At 52.8% G+C, this 24,476-nt stretch carries 21 protein-coding genes; 18 read left to right on the top strand and 3 right to left on the bottom strand.

Annotation, left to right across the window (positions count from 1 at the left end; all coding sequences use genetic code 11):
- Positions 1 to 25: 25 nt before the first annotated feature.
- A complete protein-coding gene (locus tag ACTQ33_RS08365) occupies positions 26 to 1,195 on the bottom strand; it encodes an ABC transporter ATP-binding protein (RefSeq protein WP_441463830.1) in 1,170 nt (389 codons plus the stop codon).
- A gap of 894 nt (positions 1,196 to 2,089) precedes the next feature.
- The gene (pfkA, locus tag ACTQ33_RS08360; protein ID WP_441463828.1) at positions 2,090 to 3,067 is read right to left on the bottom strand and encodes a 6-phosphofructokinase; all 978 of its coding nucleotides are present in this window, start codon (positions 3,065 to 3,067) and stop codon (positions 2,090 to 2,092) included.
- Between the two features lie 310 nt (positions 3,068 to 3,377).
- Here pfkA and ACTQ33_RS08355 point away from each other — a divergent pair, with 310 nt between their 5' ends.
- The 18 genes from ACTQ33_RS08355 (at position 3,378) to ACTQ33_RS08270 (ending at position 23,113) form a co-directional block, all read left to right on the top strand.
- The gene (locus ACTQ33_RS08355; protein ID WP_441463826.1) at positions 3,378 to 4,100 is read left to right on the top strand and encodes a WecB/TagA/CpsF family glycosyltransferase; all 723 of its coding nucleotides are present in this window, start codon (positions 3,378 to 3,380) and stop codon (positions 4,098 to 4,100) included.
- Positions 4,101 to 4,102: 2 nt separating this feature from the next.
- A complete protein-coding gene (locus ACTQ33_RS08350) occupies positions 4,103 to 4,771 on the top strand; it encodes a dTMP kinase (protein WP_441463824.1) in 669 nt (222 codons plus the stop codon).
- Positions 4,772 to 4,774: 3 nt separating this feature from the next.
- Positions 4,775 to 5,329: a DJ-1 family glyoxalase III gene (locus ACTQ33_RS08345; protein WP_441463822.1), complete on the top strand. Its 555-nt coding sequence runs from the start codon at positions 4,775 to 4,777 to the stop codon at positions 5,327 to 5,329.
- A 25-nt stretch (positions 5,330 to 5,354) separates the two neighbouring features.
- Positions 5,355 to 6,782 (top strand): endolytic transglycosylase MltG, encoded by a 1,428-nt coding sequence (gene mltG, locus ACTQ33_RS08340; RefSeq protein WP_441463820.1) that lies wholly within the window; start codon positions 5,355 to 5,357, stop codon positions 6,780 to 6,782.
- The gene (locus tag ACTQ33_RS08335) at positions 6,779 to 7,999 is read left to right on the top strand and encodes a peptidase U32 family protein (protein ID WP_441463818.1); all 1,221 of its coding nucleotides are present in this window, start codon (positions 6,779 to 6,781) and stop codon (positions 7,997 to 7,999) included. Before mltG ends, ACTQ33_RS08335 begins: the two co-directional genes overlap by 4 nt.
- Positions 8,000 to 8,049: 50 nt before the next feature.
- Positions 8,050 to 9,255 carry a MalY/PatB family protein gene (locus tag ACTQ33_RS08330; protein ID WP_441463816.1) on the top strand — a complete coding sequence of 402 codons (1,206 nt, stop codon included), beginning with the start codon at positions 8,050 to 8,052 and terminating at the stop codon, positions 9,253 to 9,255.
- Between the two features lie 25 nt (positions 9,256 to 9,280).
- Positions 9,281 to 10,300 carry an acyltransferase gene (locus ACTQ33_RS08325; protein WP_441463814.1) on the top strand — a complete coding sequence of 340 codons (1,020 nt, stop codon included), beginning with the start codon at positions 9,281 to 9,283 and terminating at the stop codon, positions 10,298 to 10,300.
- 316 nt (positions 10,301 to 10,616) lie between these two features.
- Complete coding sequence (gene alaS / locus ACTQ33_RS08320) at positions 10,617 to 13,298, top strand: alanine--tRNA ligase (protein WP_441463812.1); 2,682 nt, start codon at positions 10,617 to 10,619, stop codon at positions 13,296 to 13,298.
- Between the two features lie 23 nt (positions 13,299 to 13,321).
- Positions 13,322 to 13,660: a histidine triad nucleotide-binding protein gene (locus tag ACTQ33_RS08315; protein WP_441463810.1), complete on the top strand. Its 339-nt coding sequence runs from the start codon at positions 13,322 to 13,324 to the stop codon at positions 13,658 to 13,660.
- 101 nt (positions 13,661 to 13,761) lie between these two features.
- A complete protein-coding gene (locus ACTQ33_RS08310) occupies positions 13,762 to 16,008 on the top strand; it encodes a DNA internalization-related competence protein ComEC/Rec2 (protein ID WP_441463808.1) in 2,247 nt (748 codons plus the stop codon).
- 5 nt (positions 16,009 to 16,013) lie between these two features.
- Entirely contained in the window at positions 16,014 to 17,060 is a 1,047-nt protein-coding gene (gene holA / locus ACTQ33_RS08305; RefSeq protein WP_441463806.1) for a DNA polymerase III subunit delta, read from the top strand.
- Entirely contained in the window at positions 17,057 to 17,650 is a 594-nt protein-coding gene (locus tag ACTQ33_RS08300) for a toprim domain-containing protein (RefSeq protein WP_441463804.1), read from the top strand. Before holA ends, ACTQ33_RS08300 begins: the two co-directional genes overlap by 4 nt.
- On the top strand, positions 17,647 to 19,542 hold the full coding sequence (abc-f, locus tag ACTQ33_RS08295) for a ribosomal protection-like ABC-F family protein (RefSeq protein ID WP_441463802.1): 1,896 nt from the start codon (positions 17,647 to 17,649) through the stop codon (positions 19,540 to 19,542). Before ACTQ33_RS08300 ends, abc-f begins: the two co-directional genes overlap by 4 nt.
- Entirely contained in the window at positions 19,539 to 20,276 is a 738-nt protein-coding gene (locus tag ACTQ33_RS08290) for a YdcF family protein (protein WP_441463800.1), read from the top strand. The genes abc-f and ACTQ33_RS08290 overlap by 4 nt, the downstream gene beginning before the upstream one ends.
- Positions 20,277 to 20,456: 180 nt before the next feature.
- Positions 20,457 to 21,440: a tyrosine recombinase XerC gene (locus tag ACTQ33_RS08285; protein ID WP_441463798.1), complete on the top strand. Its 984-nt coding sequence runs from the start codon at positions 20,457 to 20,459 to the stop codon at positions 21,438 to 21,440.
- 113 nt (positions 21,441 to 21,553) lie between these two features.
- Entirely contained in the window at positions 21,554 to 22,570 is a 1,017-nt protein-coding gene (gene spoVAD, locus ACTQ33_RS08280; RefSeq protein ID WP_441463796.1) for a stage V sporulation protein AD, read from the top strand.
- Positions 22,571 to 22,574: 4 nt separating this feature from the next.
- Positions 22,575 to 22,931, top strand: a complete 357-nt coding sequence (gene spoVAE / locus ACTQ33_RS08275) for a stage V sporulation protein AE (protein ID WP_441463794.1) — start codon at positions 22,575 to 22,577, stop codon at positions 22,929 to 22,931.
- A 59-nt stretch (positions 22,932 to 22,990) separates the two neighbouring features.
- Positions 22,991 to 23,113, top strand: a complete 123-nt coding sequence (locus ACTQ33_RS08270) for a hypothetical protein (protein WP_441463793.1) — start codon at positions 22,991 to 22,993, stop codon at positions 23,111 to 23,113.
- 53 nt (positions 23,114 to 23,166) lie between these two features.
- Here ACTQ33_RS08270 and xerD read toward each other — a convergent pair whose 3' ends face one another.
- Complete coding sequence (xerD, locus tag ACTQ33_RS08265; protein WP_441463791.1) at positions 23,167 to 24,051, bottom strand: site-specific tyrosine recombinase XerD; 885 nt, start codon at positions 24,049 to 24,051, stop codon at positions 23,167 to 23,169.
- Positions 24,052 to 24,476: the final 425 nt, after the last annotated feature.

Raw genomic sequence — 24,476 nt, 5'->3', positions numbered from 1 at the left:
ATGCATAACTACAATGCTACCTACATCAAATCAGGTTCTTCTCCGTATTGGGGTCAAACAGGTGGATGCACTCAGGCAGGAAGTCCAGCTCCACCTTGTCCGTGTGGTTACCGGTACCCAAGGTAGAGACAATTGCAATGATCTCCGTACCGTTGGCGTTAACATGAAGATGCTGCTCGCTGCCCATCATTTCGCAAACTTCCAGATTTGCGGGGATACCTCCATGCTTCAGCTGTACATGGACCGGACGGACACCGGCAACAACGGCGCCGGGCTGACGGTTGGAAGCCTTGAGTGCCTCCTGCTGCTGGGTGCCTAGAACGAAACGGCGGCCCAAAATCTCCACAGCGTACTGGCCGTTCTCCAGAAGCAACTTGGCGTCTTTGAAGAAGTTCATCTGCGGCACACCGATGAAGCCAGCAACAAAGATATTAGCAGGGTGGTTGAAGACCTCCTGAGGCGTGCCGATCTGCTGAATGAAACCGTCCTTCATGATGACAATGCGGTCGCCCAGGGTCATAGCCTCGGTCTGATCATGGGTAACATAGATGAATGTGGTGTTGATACGCTGGCGGAGCTTGATGATCTCAGCACGCATCTGGTTACGCAGCTTGGCATCCAGATTGGAGAGGGGCTCATCCATCAGCAGAACCTTGGGCTCACGGACGATGGCACGGCCAATTGCCACACGCTGCCGCTGGCCACCGGACAGAGCCTTGGGCTTGCGGTCCAGGTACTGTGTAATATCCAGAATCGCAGCCGCTTCGCGAACCTTCTTATCAATTTCGTCCTTGGGCATTTTCTTCAGCTTCATGGAGAACGCCATGTTTTCATAAACGGTCATATGGGGGTAGAGCGCATAGTTCTGGAAAACCATGGCAATGTCGCGGTCCTTGGGCGCCACGTCATTGACCAGCTTGCCGCCAATGTACAGCTCGCCATCAGAAATCTCTTCCAGACCGGCAATCATTCGCAGCGTAGTGGACTTACCGCAGCCGGAAGGACCGACGAGAACAATGAACTCCTTGTCGGCAATATCCAGGCTGAACTGCTGAACAGCTACGACGCCTTCGTCTGTAATTTGCAGATTGGCCTTGGGCTCGTCAGACACATGGTCTTTCTTCTTCTTGACCTTCTTGCCGCCGGCGGCGTTGGGATAAATCTTCTTGATGTTTTTCAAAACCAGGTTTGCCATAAGTACTTACCTTAACTGTTGTGCCTCCGCATGCAACAGCCTCGCAGCCGATACAATTCATCGGACTGCTTTACGACAGGTCTCCACACTGCCGCACCGCAGGTAACGCGGGATTTCCTCCTTTAATTTCAGAAACTGGCCGCAAGGAGTGGAGTGCGGTCAGCCCTTCAATCTATATGCCAGTGCACAATGTACACAAAGCACCTGAACTGGGGGAGGAGTGTTCAAGCAGCAAGTCATGCCAGCGACGCCGTCCTCCCATATTTCCGGCCTGTTCCTACGCAGTCATACCAGTCCTGTGCCATCTGCACAAAACGGTAGTCAGAGCATAACAGCCATATATCAGTATTACAGTATCATATAATTACACGCCTGTCCAGACCTAGAGCGGACTTTAAACAGTATTTTGTACAAAAAGTACAATGGCAGTGCAATAATATGTAAATCTTGCCTAAATTCAAAAAAAGAGAACGACGCTGCCCATCAAGGGCAACGTCGTTCCGTTCGCTGGGAGAGAGAAGAAAGAGAGGTGTATAACGCAACACAGCAGTTTTGGAATGCTGTGGGTCTGTCTTTGATGATTGCAGTATAACCGGTAAATTTGAAAGAATTATGAACAAACAGCCAATAATTTTTGAACTTTTTCGTTAAAAAACTATTGCATTTTTGTTCATGACCTGTTCAAAGTCCCAAGATACACTGATACCATCAAGGCAGGCCCCCTCGTTACAAAGAGATAACGGCACGGCTGGGCAACCTTTTTTCATATTCTCCTTCTTTTTTCTTCCTTTCGACGACAGGCGGGTGGTATATCCATCCGCCTGTCGTCACTTTGTAAAAATGTACCGGCAGCCCGGTGGGCTGCCGGTATGATACTTTGTGATCTAATAAGAATCAGACGCCTGTCATGGCTTCCAGCACATCGTACTGTTGCTGGGAGAGGGTCTTTTTCATGGACAGGCCTTCGGCCAAATCCACATCCTGCAAAATGCCGCGCACCGTACAGACCAATCGGTTCTGACGGCCTTCCGCCAAAACCTGCACGGCGTGGTAACCCATCCGGGTTGCCATCACACGGTCACGGGCAGAAGGCGTGCCGCCGCGCTGAATATGACCCAAAACAGTGACACGGGGATCCAGTGAGATGGTTTCCTTGATCTTTTGTGCGATTTCCATGGCGCTGGAAACACCCTCAGCCACCACAATCATATAGTGAGTTTTACCACGCAGTCTGGAGGTGCGAATCTTCTCAATCACGTCCTTTTCAAAGTCCAGAGGCTTCTCCGGAACCAGAACCGCCGTGGCACCTACAGCAATACCCACATACATGGCCAGGTGGCCGGCATTGCGGCCCATGACCTCCACCACAGAACAGCGTTCGTGAGACTGCATAGTGTCACGCAGCTTATCAATAGCTTCCACTGCGGTGTTGGATGCCGTATCGTAGCCCAGTGTGTAATCGGTACAGGCGATATCGTTATCAATGGTGGCGGGCACGCCTACCACGGGGATACCGTAGGTGGATAGCGCCTGGGCGCCACGGAAGGTACCATCGCCACCGATGGCAACGATGCCGTCCAGTCCCAACAGCTTGCAGGTATCCACCGCTTTCTTTTGGCCTTCCTCTGTCATAAATTCCTGACTGCGGGCCGTATACAGAATGGTGCCTCCACTGCTGATAATATGATTGACACTTTCAGCATCCATTTTTACAATATCTCCGTGAATCAGTCCATTCCATCCGCGCCGGATGCCGACACACTCAATACCGCGGTAGATGGCGCTTCGGACCACGGCACGAATGGCTGCGTTCATGCCTGGGGCATCTCCACCGCTGGTCAAAACACCAATGCGCTTAACAGTACTACTCATATTGAACACCTCATTTAATATTGGACTGCCGGACTGCTCCGCAGGCAGGGACTTGCGCCGCTGCATCCGTTTTGGCAATATGGGCATATGATTATTTTAATTGTGTAAAAAGAAAATGTAAACTGTCAAACTGCTGATTATGCTCCGATTTTTACGCCGCCACAGGCGCTTCACTGTACAATTTGAGCAACACTGTCTCCTCCATGCTTCTGCCCATTTCACACCATGGAAGTTGTTGAGACCATGGACAAATGGGTGGCTCTATGGTATGATAGCGCTGTATGTAACGCAAAATCTGGAGGTATTCTCTGTGAAAATTGATGTAATGGGCGTCCAGTTCGACAATGTCACCATGAACGAAGCGCTGGAACAGGCCGAGGCGATCCTGGCAGAAGGCCGGACTGTCTACTGTGTAACGCCCAACCCCGAAATCGTATATGAGGCCATGGGCGACGCCTCCTTCCAACAGCTGCTCAACAATGCCGCCTTGGTGTTGCCCGACGGCGTGGGAGTCCTGCTGGGAGCGAAGATTTTGGGAACGCCTTTGAAGGAAAAAGTCTCCGGTGTCGATTTTGCCACCCATTTGCTCCCCATTTTGGAGCAACATGGGAAAACGCTCTACTTATTGGGCAGCAAGCCCGGTGTTGCAGAGTTGGCAGCCCAGAATATGTTGGCCCACTGCCCAAAGCTGCAAATCTGCGGAATGGCTGACGGCTATTTCAAAGAGGAAGCCCCTGTGGTGGATGCCATCAACCGTGCCGGAGCCGATGTACTCTTTGTCTGTCTCGGCTCTCCGAAACAGGAACGGTTTATGCAGGCCCATGTACAGGATTTGAATGTGTCCCTGATGATCGGGCTGGGCGGCTCTCTGGATGCATTTGCCGGTACGTTCAAACGAGCGCCGGACTGGGTCATCCGCATCGGTATGGAGTGGTTCTACCGGCTGTGCAAAGAGCCGCGTCGCTGGAAACGCATGCTGCGGCTACCGAAATTTGTGGTGGCTGTGACAGTCAAACGTCTGAGAGGTGCCTGAACATGGGAAAACTAATTGTTTTGGAGGGTACTGACGGCTGCGGAAAGTCCACCCAAGTCCGTTTGCTGACGGAGAGGCTTGCCCGGGAGGGCAAAGACTTTCGACAACTGCGGTTTCCTCGGTATGATCAGGAGTCCTCAGCATTGATTCGTCTGTATCTGGGCGGTGCTTTTGGCCAGGACCCGAACGCCGTTAACGCCTACGCAGCATCCACCTTTTATGCCGTGGACCGCTATGCATCCTATTTGCAGGATTGGGGAGAGTACTACCGTAACGGCGGCGTCCTCATCGCCGACCGCTACACAACTTCTAATGCCATTCATCAGGGGGGCAAGCTGCCAGAAGGGGAGAAGCATGACTTTCTCCGTTGGCTGGAGGAATTGGAATATGAACGCATGGAACTGCCCCGACCGGATCGGGTCCTGTGGCTCAACATGCCGGTGGAGCAAACCTTAATTTTAATGCAGCACCGGCAATGCACCAGCGGCAGCTCTGCCGATATCCATGAACTGGACGAGGGGTATCTGCGCCACTGCTACGATACCGCTCGAGATACCGCCCATTTCTGCGGCTGGACCACCATTGACTGTGTCCGCAACGGTGTAATCCGACCGGCAGAGGAAATCGCACTCGAGATTTATACAACTGTATTGGACTGTATGGAGGAATAAATTATGGTATATGTCATTCTTGGAACCGGATTCGAAGAAGTCGAGGCCATAGCCCCGGTAGATATTCTGCGCCGTTGCGGCGTCAAAGTGAAGACAGCTGGTATCGGCGGCCTTCAGATCACCGGTTCCCATAATATTACCGTTACCGCAGACTGCACGGTGGAAGCAATGGATCTGGATGCCATGGATATGATTGTACTGCCTGGCGGTTTGGGTGGTGTGGCATCCATTAACGGTTCGGAAACGGCGCTGGCTGCCGTCAGCAAGGCCTGGAACGACGGAAAGTATGTGGCTGCCATCTGCGCCGGGCCCACGGTGCTGGCCCGTCTGGGCCTGACTTCCGGCAAAACCGTCACTGGCTATCCCGGCACGGAGCCGCAGTTGGGTGATTGCCGGTATGTTCCGGATGCACCCGTAGTGGTAGATGGCCGCCTGATCACCAGCCGCGGTCCCGGCACAGCGATGCTGTTTGGTTGGAAACTGGCAGAGATACTGTGCGGTGCAGAAGCTGCCGCACAAGTGGCCGCCGGTATGCTGCTGACGGAAGCACAGTCCTGAACCCCTACAGAAACGGAGTTATTGTATGGCAGATGAACGCTGGCTCAGAGATTTGAACCACGACCCGGACCTGGTACGTCTGGCAGGGGATGATGTGGACGAACTCATTAAGAGTACCAGAGAAGAGCTGGACTATGCGGATCGGATCATGCGGTCCGGGCGGCCGCAAGAACCGGAGTATTCCGCACCGCAGTCTTATCAAAAAGAAGTGTTTCAACCGAAGATCCCCGATATCTATGCGGATTGGACACAGGAGGAAGAGGAACCGGAGGAACCCATTAAGCCGCCGAAGAAGCGTTTGGCAGCCGGATGGCGGGTTTTGATCTATGTGTTGTCCGTCGTGGCCGCTTCGGTGCTGTTGGCCTTTGCCGGCTGGCACTGTGCCGACGATGTCATGGCTCTGACGAAGCCGGATCGGTCGGTCAGCATTACTGTAGGTGAAAATGACACCATAGCCGACATTGTGGATACCCTGAAGGCCAATGATCTCATCGATCTGCCGTGGCTGTTCCGCTTTTACTGTTGGTTCTCCAATGCCGAGGAAAAAATTGTCCCCGGTACGTATGAACTCAACAATGTATATGACTATCATGCACTGGTCAGCGGTATGTCCGGTAACTCCAACCGGATTACCCGTACCGTGACCATCCCCGAAGGCTACAGCTGCGATCAGATTTTTACCATGTTGGAGCAGGAGGGTGTCTGCCGCGCTGAAGACCTTTACGACGCTGCGGCCAACAGTCAATTTTCCTATGACTTTTTGCAGAGCTTGCCCTACGGAAAGAAAAACCGGCTGGAGGGCTACCTGTTCCCGGATACGTACGAGTTCTACTCGGTCAAATCGGAAAAAGATAACAGCAACGTCGATTGGACGTGGCCCGACGGTGCGGTAGGCGACGATCCGGAACGGGTATTGGAAAAGTTCCTCGACAATTTCCAGCGGAAATTTACTGAGGATATGAAAACTTCCATCGATACGCTGAACCAGGAACTGACAGCTCGCATGGAAGCCAACGGTTTCAGCAGCGAAGAAATTGCCGCTGGTCAAATGGACCTCCACAAAATTGTGATTGTCGCATCGCTGATTGAAAAAGAGACCGCCTCTGTATCCGAATCACCTTTGATCAGTTCCGTCATCTATAACCGTCTTTGCAGCAAAGACTATCCGCTGCTGCAAATCGACGCTACCGTGCTCTATGCGTTGGGTGAGCATAAGGAAACCCTGACAGCAGAGGATCTGATGGTGGACAGTCCCTACAATACTCGCCGGTACCCTGGTTTGCCCGTCGGTCCCATCGCCAATCCGGGTCTGTCCAGCATTCAAGCAGCACTGAATCCTGAAAATACCGATTACTTCTTCTATGCCCTGGATACGGATGGTACCCACCACTTCTCCGAAACCAACCAGGAGCATGAGCAATTCCTTGCCCAACTGGAGAATGATGCAGAATGAGAAAGAAACCGGAACTGCTGGCCCCGGCCGGCGATATGGAACGGCTGCGCCTTGCCGTTCTCTACGGCGCCGACGCCGTGTATCTGGCCGGCACCAGCTTCGGCATGCGCTCCTTCGCCGGTAATTTTACCGACGAGGAGCTGCCCGTGGCGGTGGAGTACGCCCACAGCCACGGCGTCCGCGTCCATGCAACGGTCAACACCATGCCCCGTTGTGACGAAATTACACACTTGCCCGCCCACCTGGAACGGCTCAATGACGCAGGGGTGGATGCGCTGATTATGGCAGATCTGGGCGTTTTTCAGATGGCAGCAAAATACGCTCCCAACTGTGAACGTCATGTGTCCACCCAGGTGTCCATTGCCAACGACGCTTGTGCCACTGCCTGGTATGAATTGGGCGCTAAGCGAGTCGTGTTGGCACGGGAACTGACTTTAGAGGAAATCCGCACCATCCGGTCCAATACGCCCAAGAAGTTGGAGTTGGAAACCTTTGCCCATGGCGCCATGTGCGTCAGCTATTCCGGCCGCTGCCTGCTTTCCAACTACATGACCGGCCGCGACTCCAACCGTGGTGCCTGTGCCCAGCCCTGCCGCTATCAGTACGCACTGGTGGAAGAAAAACGGCCCGGGGAGTATTTCCCGGTCTTTGAGGACGAAAAAGGTACCTATATTATGAATTCCCGGGATATGTGTATGATCGACCATCTGGACGATCTGATGGACGCAGGAGTGGACTGCATCAAGCTGGAAGGCCGGGCCAAGTCTGCCTACTACGCTGCCATTGTCACCGGTGCATATCGCCATGTGCTGGACGATGTGGCCGCAGGCCGTCCTGTGGACCCGGTCTGGCGGGATGAAGTAGAGCATGTCAGCCACCGCCACTATTCTACCGGCTTTTACTACGGCGAACCAGGTCAGTATACTGAGAGTGCACGGTATCTTCGGGAATGGCAGGTCATTGCAATGGTGACAGCCTGCGATAATCAGGGTAATGCCACACTCAGTCTGCGCAATAAATTTGCCGCTGGAGATACAGTAGAGCTGGTGGGGCCGGACACAAAACCCTTTTCCTTCACCGTTCCCATGATGAAAGACTTGGACGGCAATCCCTTGGCAGAGCCGCGAACGCCCCAAATGGAATTTCGTATGAAATTGCCCAAGGCAGTTCCAGCTTGGTCTATTCTGCGCCATGCTGTGGCGCTGTCCGGCAAATAAATAACTGCGGCTCCGGATTTCCGGAGCCGCTTTGCAAAGGAGCGTTTGTCATGGAGTTTGACTTTACCTCAGTGATCAATCGCCACGGCTGGGATGCACAAGCCGTGGACAATTTGGGCCAAGGCAATGCACCCCAGCCGCCCAAATCGGGATTCGACTGTATCCCTATGTGGATTGCCGATATGAATTTTGCCACTGTCCCGGCAGTACCGGAAGCCTTGGTACGCCGGGCCGCACACCCTGTCTATGGGTATTTCCAACCATCGGACGCATATTATGAGGCCATCTCCCAATGGCATCAGACGCAGAAGGGGACAGCACCAATTCCCAGAGAGGCTATCGCCTATGATAACAGCGTTCTGGGCGGCATTGTCAGCGCCATGGCGGCTATCTGTCCCAAGGGTGGACCCGTGCTGCTCCATACGCCGGGCCATGTGGGATTTACCCGTGTATTAAAGGCCAACGGCTACAATATGGTTTTCAGCCCGCTGGTTCGGGATGAAGATGGCGTATGGCGCATGGATTTCGACCAGATGGAACAGGCCATCCGGGAGAATCATATCCATGCCGCCATTCTCTGCTCGCCCCACAATCCTTCGGGCCGTGTCTGGGAACGGTGGGAGTTGGAACGGGCCATGGAGCTGTTCCAAAAATACGATGTTTATGTAATTTCCGATGAGATCTGGTCTGATTTGTTATTGGATGGTAACCGGCACATTCCCACCCATTCCATATCTGAAGATGCCAAACTGCGGACCATCAGTTTGTATGCGCCATCCAAGACCTTCAATCTGGCCGGCCTGATTGGCAGTTATCGCATTATCTACAATCCCCGCCTTCGAGACCGGGTGGAGCAGGAGGCCGGGCTCTCGTTCTATAATCATATGAACGTGATGACGATGCACGCCCTGACCGCAGCCTATTCTGAACAGGGTGCCCGGTGGATGCTGGAACTGCGGCAGGTGCTCTCTGATAATGTTCATTATGCAGTATCGTTCATTCGGGAGTACTTCCCCGGCGTAGAAGTTGCCATGCCGCAGGCTACCTATTTGCTGTATTTGGACTGTGCCGGCTGGTGTAAAGAACACGGCATCTCTTTGGACCAGCTATTGATGCAGGGGAGCGATGTGGGCGTCGGATGGCAGGACGGCCGGAAATTCGGCGGCAAGTGTCATATCCGGATGAATGTAGCACTGCCCAAAACGCTGCTGGAAGAAGCATTTTCCCGTCTGAAACAGTTTGTGTTTACTGCATAAGTATACAAAAAGGGAGAGAAAGAACGTGGCAGAGAGAAACTACAGCGTCGATCTCGTCAAAACCATTGCCATTGTCTGCGTCATCATCATTCACACCTGTTCGCCGGGCTACACAGTGTTTGCATCCTTTGACTGGAATGCGGCACTGTTCTGGGGTGCATTGGCCCGCCCGGCGGTTCCACTGTTTCTGATGTGCAGCGGAGCGCTGCTTTTGTCTCCGCAAAAGGAGTTGGGACTGAAAAAATTGTTCTTTCACTCCATGCTGCGTCTTGTTCTGGCACTCTTTTTCTGGGCCGCATTCTATGCGGTCTATCACCTGTATATGGAGGGAACCTTTACAACGGTGGCACTGGTGCGGAGTATCAAAGATATTATCCTGTTCCGGCATGAGTTCCATTTGTATTATCTGCATATTATCCTTTTGGTGTACCTGTTTCTGCCGGTAACCCGTCTCCTCATTCGTAACGCCAACCGGGAGCAGCTGAACTATATTATTGCTGTCTGGTGCGCGTTAGGTATTTTATATCCTACCGTCCGGACCTTCTGGCCGTTCCGTCTACTGGGTGGGATTCCCGCACAATGGGCCATGAATATGACATATGCCGCCATCGGCTACGGGATTTTAGGATACTATTTGCAGAAATATCCGCTCAGCCCCCGAACTTCGGTTATCCTGTGGTCAGCAGGCTTTGCGCTGACCTGGGGCGGCTCCTGGTGGAATTCCATGGAGCAGGAGCAATTTTACCAGCAGTTTTTGCAGGGAATGAGCCCGGGCGTCGCCATGATGGCCGCTGGCGCTTACGGTGTCTGTCTCAGCCACGCGCCGCACACAGAGCGAATCCGAGCGGTATGCCGATACATATCCCGCGGTTCATTCTGCGTCTATCTGGTTCATGTGCTATTCTATTATATGGTTCTGAATCGGGTAACACAGCTGCCGTGTCTACTGTCGATTCCTCTGTTCAGCTTTTTGATCCTGGCGCTGTCTTTGGCGGTTTATGCGGTATTGTCCCGTATTCCTGTTGTACGCCGGTGGCTGATTTAATGGGGAAACCCATTGACAAACGAAAAAACTGTGATAGAATAGGAAAGAAAATACGCAGTGCAATGAGGAAACGAGCGGTTTTGAAAGGCCCAAGCGAGAGGGGAGACGGTGCAAGCCCCTTGGTTGGAAAAAATCGCAGCCACTTCCGAGCAGGCCGTGAGGAGCGGCCCGGTTCATCCCCGATATCCGATGGCTGAGATACCGGTTTTCCGGGTAATCAGGGTGGTACCGTGAAGCAGCCGCTTCGCCCCTGTTTTGGGGCGAAGCGTTTTTTTATTGCACTGCAAGCGATTGAATAATGGAGGTATCCAAACCCATGGCACAGAAAAAATACGGACTCAATGAGCTCCGCGAAATGTTCCTGAAATTCTTTGAGACAAAGGGCCATCTCCGCCTGCCCAGCTTTTCCCTGATTCCCCAGAATGATGCGTCCCTGCTGCTGATCAACTCCGGCATGGCGCCCATGAAGCCCTTCTTCACCGGTGAGCAGGAGCCGCCCCGCCATCGCGTCTGCACCTGCCAGAAGTGTATCCGTACCGGCGACATTGAGAACATCGGCAAGACTGCCCGCCACGGCACCTACTTTGAAATGCTGGGCAACTTCTCTTTCGGCGATTATTTCAAAAAGGAGGCAATTCACTGGGCCTGGGAGTTTTTGACCTCTCCCGAGTGGGTAGGGCTGGACCCCAACCGTCTCTATCCCTCTGTTTTTGCCGGCAATGAGACTACCCCCGCTGACGATGAAGCGTTCCGTATCTGGAATGAGGAGATCGGCATTCCTGCTGAACGCATTTTCAAGTTCGGCAAAGAGGATAACTTCTGGGAGCATGGTTCCGGCCCCTGCGGCCCTTGCTCTGAGATCTACTATGATCGCGGAGAGAAGTGGGGCTGCGGCAAACCCGGCTGCACCGTAGGCTGCGACTGCGACCGCTATATTGAGGTGTGGAACGTGGTGTTCTCTCAGTTCGACAACGACGGTGAGAACCATTATACCGAACTCAAGCAGAAGAACATCGATACCGGCATGGGCCTAGAGCGTTTGGCCTGCGTGTGCCAGGATGTCGCCTCTCTGTTTGACGTGGACACCGTCATGAACATCACCAACAAGGTCAGCGAAATTACTCATGCCCACTACGGTGAATCCAATGCCAAAGATGTTTCTCTCCGCGTCATCACCGACCATATCCGCTCCGCCACCTTTATGATCTGCGACGGTGTTTTGCCGTCCAATGAGGGCCGCGGCTACGTTCTGCGCCGTCTGCTGCGCCGCGCCGCCCGCCATGGCAAGCTGCTGGGCGTCAATGAGCCTTTCCTGTATACAGTCTGTGATACGGTGGTTCACGAGAATGAAGGTCACTATCCCGAGCTGCGGGAGCGCCAGGGCTATATCACCAAGGTCATCCGTACCGAGGAAGAGAACTTCGCCAAAACCATTGATGGCGGCATGAACATCTTCAACGAAATGCTGCGGGGCCATCAGGAGAAGGGCGAAAAGGTCTTTTCCGGCGCCGATGCGTTCAAGCTGTACGATACCTACGGTTTCCCCATTGATCTGACCATGGAGATGGTGGAGGAGCAGGGCATGACCGTGGACCAGGACGGCTTCAAGGCTCTGATGGACGAGCAGCGTCAGCGCGCCAGAAAGGCTCGTGAGGCCCTGGGCGATTTAGGCTGGGCCGGTGTAGAGTTCGGCAAGGACGTCCCCGAGACCCAGTTTGTGGGCTATGAAACCGGCACCGTCACCGATGCCAAGGTGGTAGCTCTGGTAGTGGAAAACGAACAAGCCGAGGAGCTGATGCCCGTCGTTGACGCCATCGTGGTTCTGGACAAGACGCCCTTCTACGCGGAAATGGGTGGCCAGGTTGCTGACCACGGCCAGATTGTCATTGATGGTGAGCACGGCTGCTGCTTCCAGGTAACCGACGTCCAGAAAAACAAGGGCGGCAAGTTTATGCACAGTGGTAAGCTGGTGGAGGGTACGCTGAAATTGGGCAATACCGTTCGGGCTCAGATTGATCCCGTCCGCCGGAAGGCCATTATGCGTGCGCACTCCGCCACCCATCTGCTGGATGCAGCGCTGCGCGCTGTTCTGGGCGATCACGTCCATCAAGCCGGTTCTCTGGTGGAGCCCGACCGCCTGCGCTTTGACTTTACCCATTTTTCCGCACTGACAGCAGAAGAGCTGAGCCGTGTGTCTGCCATGGTAAACGAGATGGTGCTGGAGGGATATCCCGTCATCACCGAGGAAATGCCCATTGAGAAGGCTAAGGAGCGCGGCGCCATCGCCCTGTTTGGCGAGAAGTATGGCGACGTGGTCCGCGTTGTGGAGATGGGCAACGGCTTCTCTGTGGAGTTCTGCGGCGGCACCCATCTGGACAATACCGCCAAAGTTGGTGTCTTCCACATCACCAGTGAGTTCTCTGTGGCCTCCGGCGTTCGCCGCATTGAGGCTACCACTGGCGCCGTTTCTCTGGAAACCATGAATCACAATCAGGAGAAACTGTTTGAAGCTGCTGCCGTGCTCAAGACCAAGCCCGGCGAACTGCGGGAAAAGGCTGAGCAGACCATTGCAGAACTGCGGGAGCTGCGCCGCATGGTGGAGCAGTTTAAGGCCAAAGAGGCGGCCGGTGAATCGGAGCGCTTCCTCATGGGTGGCCATGCCGTGGGCGATTTGAAGGTGCTCACCGCCACGCTGCCCAATGCCGACGCCAATAAGCTGCGCCAGATGGGCGATATGCTTCGAGACAAGCAGGCCAATGTGGTGGCCGTTCTGTCCACAGTTAACGACGGCAAAATCACCTTCCTGGCTGTTTGCGGCAAGGAAGCTGTCGCCAAGGGCATCAAAGCCGGTGAGATCATCAAGAGCATCACTGCCATCTGCGGCGGCAAGGGCGGCGGCAAGCCTGACTCTGCCATGGGCGGCGGCACCGATGTTCTGAAGCTGGATGACGCTCTGGCCACGGTGGACAATCTGGTGGCCGAAAAGCTGGGACTGTAACGCAATAGAAAGGGGACTGTACTATGTCTGACTGTCTGTTCTGTAAGATCATTTCCGGGGAAATCCCTTCCAACAAGGTCTATGAGGATGAAATTTGCTACGCCTTTTATGATATTTCTCCCATGGCCCCCACACATTTTCTGGTGATTCCCAAGGTTCATTTTGCATCGGCCGCCGAGGTGACGGAGGAAACCGCCCCTGTCATTGGCCATATCTATATGGTCATTGCAAAGCTGGCCAAAGAAATGGGATTTGCCGATGGATTCCGTGTGGTCACCAACTGCGGCGAAATTGCCGGACAGACGGTGCATCATATTCATTTCCATGTCCTTTCCGGTAAACAGTTGGGTTCGTTCAACTAAACCAGCCGTACGCAGGGACGCCGCTTCAGTGGCGTCCCTGTTTTGCTTGCGTATGAGACCGGAAAATGGTAGAATGGGTCTGAGGTGAGAATGTGCGAATTTTGGCCCTATTTGCTGCCGGTTTTTCCGGGGCAGTCCTCTTCAATATGATGGGCCTGCCATATGGTACGGTACTGTCGGGCAGTTTGCTGGCTGTGGCTGTGGTACTGTTTCTGCTGCGCTGTCCATGGTCCATACGGCTCGGGTTGGTAGCCCTGGGCGCTTCCATTGGTTTGGTCTGGTCCTGGTCCTATGTGCAGCGGGAGGTACGCTGGACGGATGACTACGATGGCCGTGTACGAACATTGTCAATGGAGGCTGCCGCATACAGCAGGACCACGGCATATGGTACCGCTACGACCGTTTCCGGCGTGGTAGATGGCCATTCATTCACTGCTGTACTCTACGGTGAATATGATTTATCACTGAAACCAGGCGATATGGTTCACGGCTTGGTAAAACTGCAATCCACCGATACCTACTGGGGAGAAGAAGATCTCTTTTACGGGACGCGCGGCGTGGACTTTACGATGCGTCTGTATGATCGGCACCAAGTTCAAAAAGCCGATTCGATTCCCGTCCGATATTGGCCACTGTATTTTTCGCATATTCTCCAGGAGCAGTTGGGAAAACTGTTGCCGGAAGTTGAAAAGGGCTACGCCGTAGCACTGCTCAGCGGTGACCGCGGCGGCCTGTCTGAACTATTTCAGACACAGCTGAGCCAGTCAGGCACCAATCATATCGTGGCTGTCTCCGGAATGCACATCGGCATTCTGATGGGCGCTATTATGCTGTTGTTAGGACAGTACGGCTGGAAATCTTCTGTTGTCGGTTTACCTCTGATCTGGATTTTCGCTTTGTCGGTGGGTATGACGGCCTCTGTGGTCCGCTCGGCGATAATGTTCAGTTTATTGCTGATCGCATATTTGGCACATCGAGATAACGATATACCGACGACGATATTACTGGCGTTGCTTCTGATCATTCTGCCTAATCCCAGAGCCATTCTGGATGTGGGATTGCAGTTGTCCTTTACCTCGGTAACTGGTATTTTACTGTTCTCCAGCCGGATTTTTCAGCGGTTTTGGACATCGCAGCCCATACAGTGGCTTGTGTCCCAGCACCGGATATTCCGCAAACTGATACGGCCGGTCTGTGCCGGCGTCGCATCTTCTATTGCAGTCATTCCGCTGACCATGCCATTGAGTCTGCTATATTTTGACAGCTTTTCTCTCGTCACACCCTTGAGCGGAGCTGTGATCGTGCCGTTGATTCCCGCGTGTTTTCTGCTTTCCATGATTGCGGCACTGATCAGTTTGCTCTCTATGCCGATGGCTATAGTTTTATCGTATCCGCTGCAATGGTTGATCGGTATGACCATGGGATTGACCCGTTGGGTGGCCGGTCTGCCGTTCGCCTGGATGACCATGGACAATGGATACGCTCTCATTTTTCTGGTTCTGTTTTATGGTATCGTACTGGTCTTGCTGCTGGACTTTGCGCAATCCATCCGGCTTTGGATACCGGTTGCCGCCATCGGTTGCTCATTCCTAGGCTGTCTGCTGCTGAGTTCTCTGGAATATGACCGGGCGCAGTTATCTGTAACCATGCTGAATGTGGGACAGGGGCAGTGCATTTATGTGGAATCCAAGGGTATTTCCGCCATGTACGATTGTGGTGGGGAAGACCGTCCCGCCGCTCGCGCCGTCAGCTTTCTCCATTCCGCTGGACGATTCCGGCTCCACGTCCTATTGGTCAGTCACTACGACAGCGATCACGCCGGTGGAGTTCCGGAATTGCTTCGTTCTGTGAGGGTCGATACCATTTATCTGCCTGCAACAGCTGATGACGGCGATATGCAGGCGCAGATTGTAGCCGCCGCGGAGGAAACTGGAACACAAGTGTACTTCGTAAAGCAGGATCTGACCATGACGTTCGGCGCTTCGGTATTGTCGGTTTATGCGCCGGTTTTTGCTATAGACGGGAACAACGGCAGTTTGTCGGCCCATTGGCGGTATGATCAATTTGATGTACTTATGACCGGCGATATGGATACCACCGCAGAACGGATACTGCTGAACCGTCAGAGCCTTTCTGCTATTGAAGTTCTGGTGGCAGGCCATCATGGAGCCGCCACCTCCACCGGAGATACGCTGCTGGAGCAGTTGACACCAGAACTGGTTTTGATCTCCGTCGGTGCGGAAAATTCCTACGGGCATCCGGCAGCGGAAACGCTGGAGCGGCTGCGGCAGTCGGGGGCGTCCGTCTATCGCACGGACCAATGCGGTAATATTACCATTCGGAGGTAACTTTCATGGCAAAAAAGCCATCTACAGATAATGAGGCCTATCAGCAGTTAAAGGCGGAGATCAAGCAGAATGCGCTGCGCTCCTGCTATCTCTTCTACGGGGAAGAGGCCTATCTCCGGGAAGCCTATCTGGGGCAAATCCGTAAAAAGCTCCTGGATGGTCCGGCTGCGGAGTTCAATTTTCATCGGTTCCGCAAGGACTCTCTGGACTGGGATCAAGTATCTGCCGCTGTGGAAGCCATGCCTATGATGGCAGAACGTACCCTGATTCTGGTGGAGGACGTGGACCTCTATAAGGAGTCAGACACATCTCGAGAAAAAATTATCTCCATCCTGGAAGACTTGCCGGATTACTGCTGTCTGATTTTTATTTACGATACTGTGGACTACAGCCCAGATAAACGGCTGAAAAGGCTGCACGCCGCACTGTCACAATATGCGTTGGCTGTGGAATTTCGCAAGCAGTCTGGCAGCGAAATGCGCAGTTGGATTCAGCGGCAGGCCCGCAAAGGCGGCAAAGTCATTGATAACGCCACAGCGGACTATCTGGCCTTTCTCAAGGACAATTCTCTCAGTGCCCTGGTAGGTGAAATTGAAAAGCTGACTGCCTATGCAGGCGGAGAGGCTATCACCAAGCTGGATGTGGATACTGTGGTGGAACCAACCTTGACGGCGGCTACCTTTGATATTTCCAACGCTTTGGCTGACGGCGCTTATGAACGGGCACTGCTGAAGCTGCGGGATCTGCTGGCGTTGCAGGAGGACCCGATTTTGCTGCTCGGTACCGTAGCAGCTCAAATGCGGCGGCTGCTTTATGGCCGCGTACTCTATGAAAACGGTAAGTCACCGGAGGAATTGGTAAAATTATTGGGCGGTTCGCCCTATGGTGCCCGGATGACCATGGACAGTGTGCGCAAACTGACGTCGGCCTTTTGCAAACGGGCGGTGCTCCTGTGTCTGGAAGCAGACCGCCGGATGAAGACTTCACGAGATACGCCAGAACGTATTCTCGAATTGCTGATTTTACAGCTATCCAGGGAGGCGCGGCCATGATCCGGATTCGGGAAGCCATCGTCGTAGAAGGGCGATACGACAAAAATACCCTGTCCCAGCTGGTGGATGCCCCCATCTTTGAAACGTCCGGCTTTGGCGTTATGAACAACCGAGAACTGTTGGCCTTTTTGCGAGAAGTGGCCCGCCGACGGGGACTGATTATTCTCACGGATTCTGACGGCGCTGGGTTTGTGATCCGCAATTATCTCAAAGGCGCGCTGCCGAAGGAGCAGGTACTTCATGCCTATATTCCCGATATAACGGGTAAGGAGCGCCGCAAGCGCCAGGCAGGTAAGGAAGGAAAGTTGGGCGTAGAAGGGATGACACCGGAAATTCTGCTGAGAGCCCTTCGGGATGCCGGTGCGCATATAGAAGGGGAGACGGCACAGGCAGCAGGGGAGCCTATTACCAAACTGGATTTATTTGAGCTGGGCCTGTCCGGTACCGCCGACAGCAGCGAACGGCGATCCGCTTTAAAGAGAGAACTGTCCCTACCGGAGCATCTGAGTGCCAACGGCTTACTGGACGCTCTCAATATTCTGTTTCGCCGTGAAGAATTTCTGGAACGATACAAAAGGAGCAATCCATGATCGATATTTCTGTGAAAAATCTGGTCAAATCCTATGATGTAGACGTAAATTTAATTGATGGCCTTTCCTTTGATATACAAGAAGGGGAGAGGGTAGCCATTCTCGGCCGCAACGGCGCCGGTAAGTCGACGCTGTTTAAAATACTCACCGGTGAAATCGACTATGATACCGGGGAGATCAGCATCGCCCCCGGCAAACGAATGGGACTAATTTCCCAGATTCCCCACTACCCGCCGGAGTACACTGTGGAAGATGTGCTGCGCTCCGCGTTTCAAGACTTGCAGAACATTAAGAAGAAGCTGCGGGCCTTGGAGGAGCAGATGGCCCGGCAGACGTCGCCGGAGATTTTGCGGCAATATGACGATCTTTCTAACCGGTTTACCGCCGGTGGCGGCTATGAAATGGATGTGGCAGCCGACAAAACCTGCAACGGCCTTGGTATCCCGTCGGATATGCGGGAGCGGCTGTTCTGCGAGCTGTCCGGCGGTGAGAAAACCCGGGTAAACCTGGCCCGTTTGCTACTGGAAAAAACCGACATTCTGCTATTGGATGAACCCACAAACCATCTGGATCTGAAAAGTGTAGAATGGTTGGAGGACTATATTCTGCGGTTTAAGGGAACCGTGCTGGCCATTTCCCATGACCGATATTTTCTGGACCGGGTCATTGACCGGGTCATAGAACTGCGGGGCGGTCGGGCAGAATTTTACAGCGGCAACTACTCATTCTATGTGGAAGAGAAGCAGGCCCGGTATGAATTGCAGTTGAAGCAATACGAGCAGGAGCAGGCAAAGCTGAAGCAGCTGGGCTATACCGTGGAGCGGATGAAAGGCTGGGGTATCAATAACCGTTCCATGTACCGTCGGGCCATGTCCATTCAGCATCGCATGGAGCGGATTGAGAAGACGGAACGGCCCCAAAAGGAACAGACCCTGTCGGTTCGTTTTGCAGAGAAGTCCTTCCACGGCGACGAGGTATTGAAAATCAAGGACCTCTCCAAAAAATTTGGAGACAGAACGCTTTTTTCCAATGTGGACCTGCTGATCGAAGGCGGTCAGCGGATTGCATTTTTGGGGGACAACGGCACCGGTAAATCTACCTTCCTCAAAATCATTTTAGGGGAGGAGCCACCCACCACCGGCCGTCTGCGATTTGGACCGTCGGTGAAATGGGCGTATTTGCCGCAGATCATCCACTTTGCCCACCCGGAGCGCAGCCTTCTGGATACCATGCTGTACGAAAAGAACTGTACCACTCAGATGGCCCGCGACCGGCTAGGCTCATTTATGTTCCGGGGAGAGGACGTATTCAAGCCGGTTTCCAGCCTGTCCGGTGGTGAGCAGTCCCGATTGCGGCTGTGCATGCTCATGGATGAAAAAATCAATCTGCTGATCCTGGACGAACCCACCAATCATCTGGATATTGCATCCAGAGAATGGATTGAGGCTGCTCTGGAGGAATACGAGGGAACGCTGCTGTTCGTCTCCCATGACCGTTACTTTGTGGATCGGTTTGCCACGCGAATTTGGGAGCTGAAAGACGGGAGCATCCGTGACTTTCCCTGCGGTTATCAGAAATATCGCTCCATCTGTGAGCATGAGCAGCAAGCAAAACCGGCTGTCCCAACACCCACTGTGCAGGAGAAAAAAGAGATCAGGGAAAAGCCAAAGGGTGGTACGAAAAATCTCGATAAGCAGATTGCCAGATTGGAACGGGAAATCGAAAAACAGGAAGAGGCTGTGGCGGCCTTTGATCCGCAAATTGCAGCAGCATCCAGCGACTATCAGGAATTGGCCCGGCTAATGGAGGAAAAGCAGCAAGCAGAGGAACAGTTGGCAGCTCTCTATGACCAGTGGGAAACGCTGTCGGCCCAGTTGGAGGAACGGTCATGAAGCGAGCAGCGGCTGGTAGTGTTTTGATTGTCCTGGGCGTGATTCTTGTATTGCTGCCATATGGCCTGATCATGACCAGCTTATGTCTTTGGGGCTACGCGGGGCTGCTGCTGGTTGACGCATGGACCGAGCGTTTTTCCTGGCACAGGAGGATACGAATGATTTTAATCAGTCTTGGTGGAGCCGTATTTCTATTCTTGTCCGTCGGTATGATCTATGTGGGCAGTCGTGCCGAAAGTCAGTGGGAACAGGCGAAAACGTCTTCTTACGCCATTGTTCTGGGGGCTCAGGTACAGGGGAATCAGCCGTCCAGAACATTGCGGCAGCGGCTGGATGTGGGATTGCTGTATCTACAGGAAAATCCAACCGGAGTACTGATCGTTTCCGGCGGTCAAGGGCCTGATGAAGACGATACGGAAGCGGCCGTTATGTACGCATATCTGGAACGCCATGGCGCCGATATGCAACGTGTCATCCAAGAACCTCAGGCATCCAACACCCGGGAAAATCTGATGTTTTCTGCGGTGCTGGCACAGAAAGCTGGCTGCAATGCGGCACAGCCGACCATCATTACCAGTGAATATCATCTGTGCCGCGCCCAATATATCGCCGGAACGCTGGATATGGAGCCCACAGGGCTAGGCAGCAAAACCACACCATGGATTTTGATGTGGAACTACGAGTTGCGTGAGGTTTTTGCTCTGGTGAAAGCCTGGTTTGTAGCCAGTACATAACACACCCAATGCGCAGACCGTTTTGATGGTCCGCACATTGGTGCAAATGCTCCGATGATACGCCAGGGGAGTAGATTACAGGCCCCATAGCCATGGAAAGAACACCTTTACAGCCCCCACCCCCAACGCAACAAAATAAAAATTTTGTTGCGTTGGTGGTAATTAGACAAAGGAGACTCTATGAATACCAATGATTGTCCGCAAATCCTGCGGGAATTTCTCAGCTACCACGAAACCATCAAAGGCCAATCGCTCAAGACCGTTTCCGAATACTATTTGGATTTACGGATGTTTTTGCGGTTTATGAAGCTTATGCGTCTGGAACTGCCATACAATACGCCGCTGGATTCCATCTCCATCAAAGATGTAGATTTGGAGTTTCTGCGCAATATCCATGTGACTGATATCTACGATTTTCTATCGTATCTGGCCAATGACCGCACCACTGGAGAATCACCGTCCGACAGCGGCATCGGCGCGGCCGCCAGAGCGCGAAAACTGTCAGCTATTAAGTCCTTTTTTAAGTATCTGACGGTCCGCACAAAACAGCTGGAGGAAAATCCCGTCCAGGACCTGGAATTTCCCAAGCTTCGGAAAGCGCTTCCCAAATATCTTACGTTGGAGGAATCCAGCCGTCTTCTCCAATCTGTGTCCGGTCCCAACGCCAAGCGTGACTATGCCATTTTGATGATCTTTCTCAGTTGTGGCATCCGCCGTTCTGAGTTAGTCGGTTTAAACATTACGGACATCTACGAAGACCGTATCCGCGTTGTTGGCAAAGGCAACAAAGAACGCATTGTCTATATGGGCAGTAACTGCAAACAAGCCATCGATGACTACTTGATCGAACGCAACAAAATCGAATTAACGGATAATCGTGCGCTGTTCGGCTCCCGTAACGGCAATCGGATCAGTGTTACTGCCGTACACCGTCTAGTCAAAAAGCACCTCCTGGATGCGGGTTTGGACGCCACGCAATTTTCCGCCCATAAGCTGCGCCACACAGCCGCCACGCTTATGTTGTCCGGCGGTGTCGACGTGAAGACGGTCCAGGAGGTTTTAGGCCATGAACATCTGAATACAACAGAAATCTATACCCACATTGAAAACACCGAATTGAAAATCGCCGCAGAAGCCAATCCCATCTCCAAGCTTTCCAAATGACGACTTCCCTACTGCATCATCCCGGGCCCCGTTCGATCAGCGGGTCCCGGTTAATTTTTTCCGGACTGCACATACTATTGCCAAATCTCATGTTTGTGCAGGAGTTGATAAAATTGAGCGTACAGCGCACTGGCCGCCAAACTTTGGTGTTTCAACATCGTCCGGTTCTTCTGACCACCGCCGCTGTCGGCGGGAAAAAAGAACTGGAAGGTCCGCTGCACCAATGGTTTGACCATCTAAATCCCGATACAAAATTTGGACAGCCCTCCTGGGAGAAAGCAGAAACCCAGATGCAGTCCCTGGCCGTGCAAACGGCGCTGGAGAAAGCCCATTTACAGCCAAAAGACATTGATATTCTCTTTGGCGGCGATTTGCTGAATCAATGTATTGGAACCAGTTTTTGTCTGCGTGATTTGAGCATTCCGTTTCTGGGACTGTATGGAGCCTGCTCCACCATGGCGGAGAGTTTGCTGTTAGGCTCCATGGCCATCAGCGGCGGCTTTGCACAACGCGTCATTGCCATGACCTCCTCTCATTTTGCCTCTGCAGAGCGGCAATATCGATTCCCGCTGGTCTATGGTGGGCAGCGTCCACCTACAGCCCAGTGGACTGTCACCGGCTCCGGATGTGCCCTACTGGGCCGAGAAGGCAGCGGGCCGCGGATCACTGCCGCCACCATTGGACGTGTAGTGGACTGGGGCATAAAAGACGCCAACAATATGGGCGCCGCAATGGCACCCGCTGCCTATGATACACTGACACAACACTTTGCGGATTTGAATACCGGCCCCAACGCCTACGATCTCATTGTCACCGGCGACCTGGGGCAGTTAGGATGGCAGATTGTCGGTGACCTGTTCGCCAAAGATGGCGTTGCCATGGATGGTGTGTATCAAGACTGCGGCATCATGATCTATGACCAGGAGACACAAGACGTCCATGCAGGCGGTTCCGGCTGCGGTTGCAGTGCGGTAGTCCTGTGTGGCTATTTGTATCGGCAGATGCTGGAACACCGCTATCGAAAAATACTTTTCTGCGGTACCGGCGCACTACTGTCGCCCACCTCTACCCAGCAGAAAGAATCCACCCCAGGCATTTGTCATGCCATTGCCATAGAACTGGAGGATTGAATCTATGGAATATCTTAAAGCATTTTTAGTTGGTGGTGCCTTCTGCGCCCTGGGTCAAATTCTCATTGATCGTACCAAACTGACACCGGCCCGGATTCTGGTCAGTTTTGTGGTAGCCGGTGTCATTTTAGGCGGTCTGGGTGTCTATGAGGCCATTGTGGACTTTGCGGGAACAGGCGCTACCATTCCCCTAACGGGCTTTGGCTACACATTGGCCAAAGGCGTTCGGGAATCTGTACAGGAAAACGGATGGGTAGGTGCACTTCTCGGCGGCGCCACAGCCAGTGCAGGCGGTGTAACAGCAGCAATTTTTTTCGGATATCTTGCCGCATTGATTTTCAAACCGAAGGATAAAAGCTGAAAAATGGGATAACCTATCTCTGCGGAACACCGCAAATATTGATTTGGGAGGACTCCAAAATGGATAAGGCAACCAATCAGAACAAGAATCAGAAGATGAAGAACAAAGCGCAGAACATGGAGCAGAACAAGGCTCAGAATGGCATGGAGAACAACGGTCAGAAGCAGGACTGCAGAGGCTGATTTCCCCTGCCAATATCGGAAAAGAGTGGCCACTCTCCGGAGTGACCACTCTTTTAAAATGCCTTGGGGTGAAATTTATTATAAACATTCTTTAAGTTTTGTTTGACTAGCTGGGTGTAAATATGTGTGGAAGAAATATCGCTGTGCCCAAGCATCTCCTGTATCGACCGCAAATCGGCACCGTTCTCCAGCAGATGAGCCGCAAAGCTGTGACGCAGTGTATGCGGCGTAATATCTTTGTCGATCTCCGCCAGTTCCTGATAATGCTTGACAATCTTCCAGAATCCCTGTCTGGACATACGCTCACCGCTCAGGTTGACAAACAAAGATTGCTCCTCAGGATGTGCGATCAACTTGGGCCGAACATCCTGAATATAATCCGTCAACGCCTGCACAGCTGCGGGATATAGCGGAATGATACGGCTCTTCCCTGACGGCCCGCACTTAATAAAGCAGCCTGGCAAATTGACATCGCTGACATTCAAAGAAATCAGCTCTGTCACACGAATACCGGTGGCATACAGCAGTTCCAGCATGGCCTTGTCCCGAAAACCTTTTGCGTCGGTACACTTGGGCTGTGACAGCAACAGTTCTACCTCTTTGCCGGTCAGAATTTGCGGCAGCTTCTTCTCAGTCTTCTGGACCTGAATGTTCCGAACTGGATTCTCTCCAACACACCCGCTGTTCAAAAGATAATGATAGAAGCATTTCAGCGAAGCCAGGGTACGGGAAATGGTAGCAGGCGATTTGCCCTGCTCTGTCAGCCAGTGGGTATACGCGATGATCTGCGGTCGCTCCACAGTCTCCGGCTCCAGTTCCTCAGCCTGCAAATAGTAGATAAACTGCTGTACATCTCGCATATACGAAGTAATGGTATTCCGAGAAGCCTGTTTCTCATTCATCAAATAGTTCTCGAATCCATCCAGTAAAGTTGCCATGTCTCTGTCCTCTTCTTTGCCATGATTCACCGCTCTGTCTCCAAATCAGTCTATCAATCTCCGATTTGTAAACCGGCAGGCAGTATGAGCTAAACCGGCAGAGTAAGCGGTATCAAATTGTTGTAGAAAAACGCTTTTACCGCAACAGCACAAAAACAAGCGGAAAGCGGAAAAACAAACGATCAGAAGGGTACGGCAAACTGCACTGGATCAATGTGTGAGGGTGTACGATGCGCATTCAAACGGTCGGAGCAATACTCTCTACCGCATAATGCTGGAGGCAAACAGATGTAATATCTACCAGACATTCTCGATACGGTTACTATACCGGAATCAAGGGAGAATTTCAAGGAAAATACGAAAATTTTCAAATATTTGTGCAGAATGACGTAGTATTATGTCTACTGATTATGTCAATATAGGTT

This window comes from Candidatus Avoscillospira sp. LCP25S3_F1 (assembly GCF_052117125.1).
GTDB lineage: Bacteria > Bacillota > Clostridia > Oscillospirales > Oscillospiraceae > Avoscillospira_A.
The sequence above is the reverse complement of the archived record's forward strand: the minus strand, read 5'-3'. Positions and strand labels throughout refer to the sequence as shown.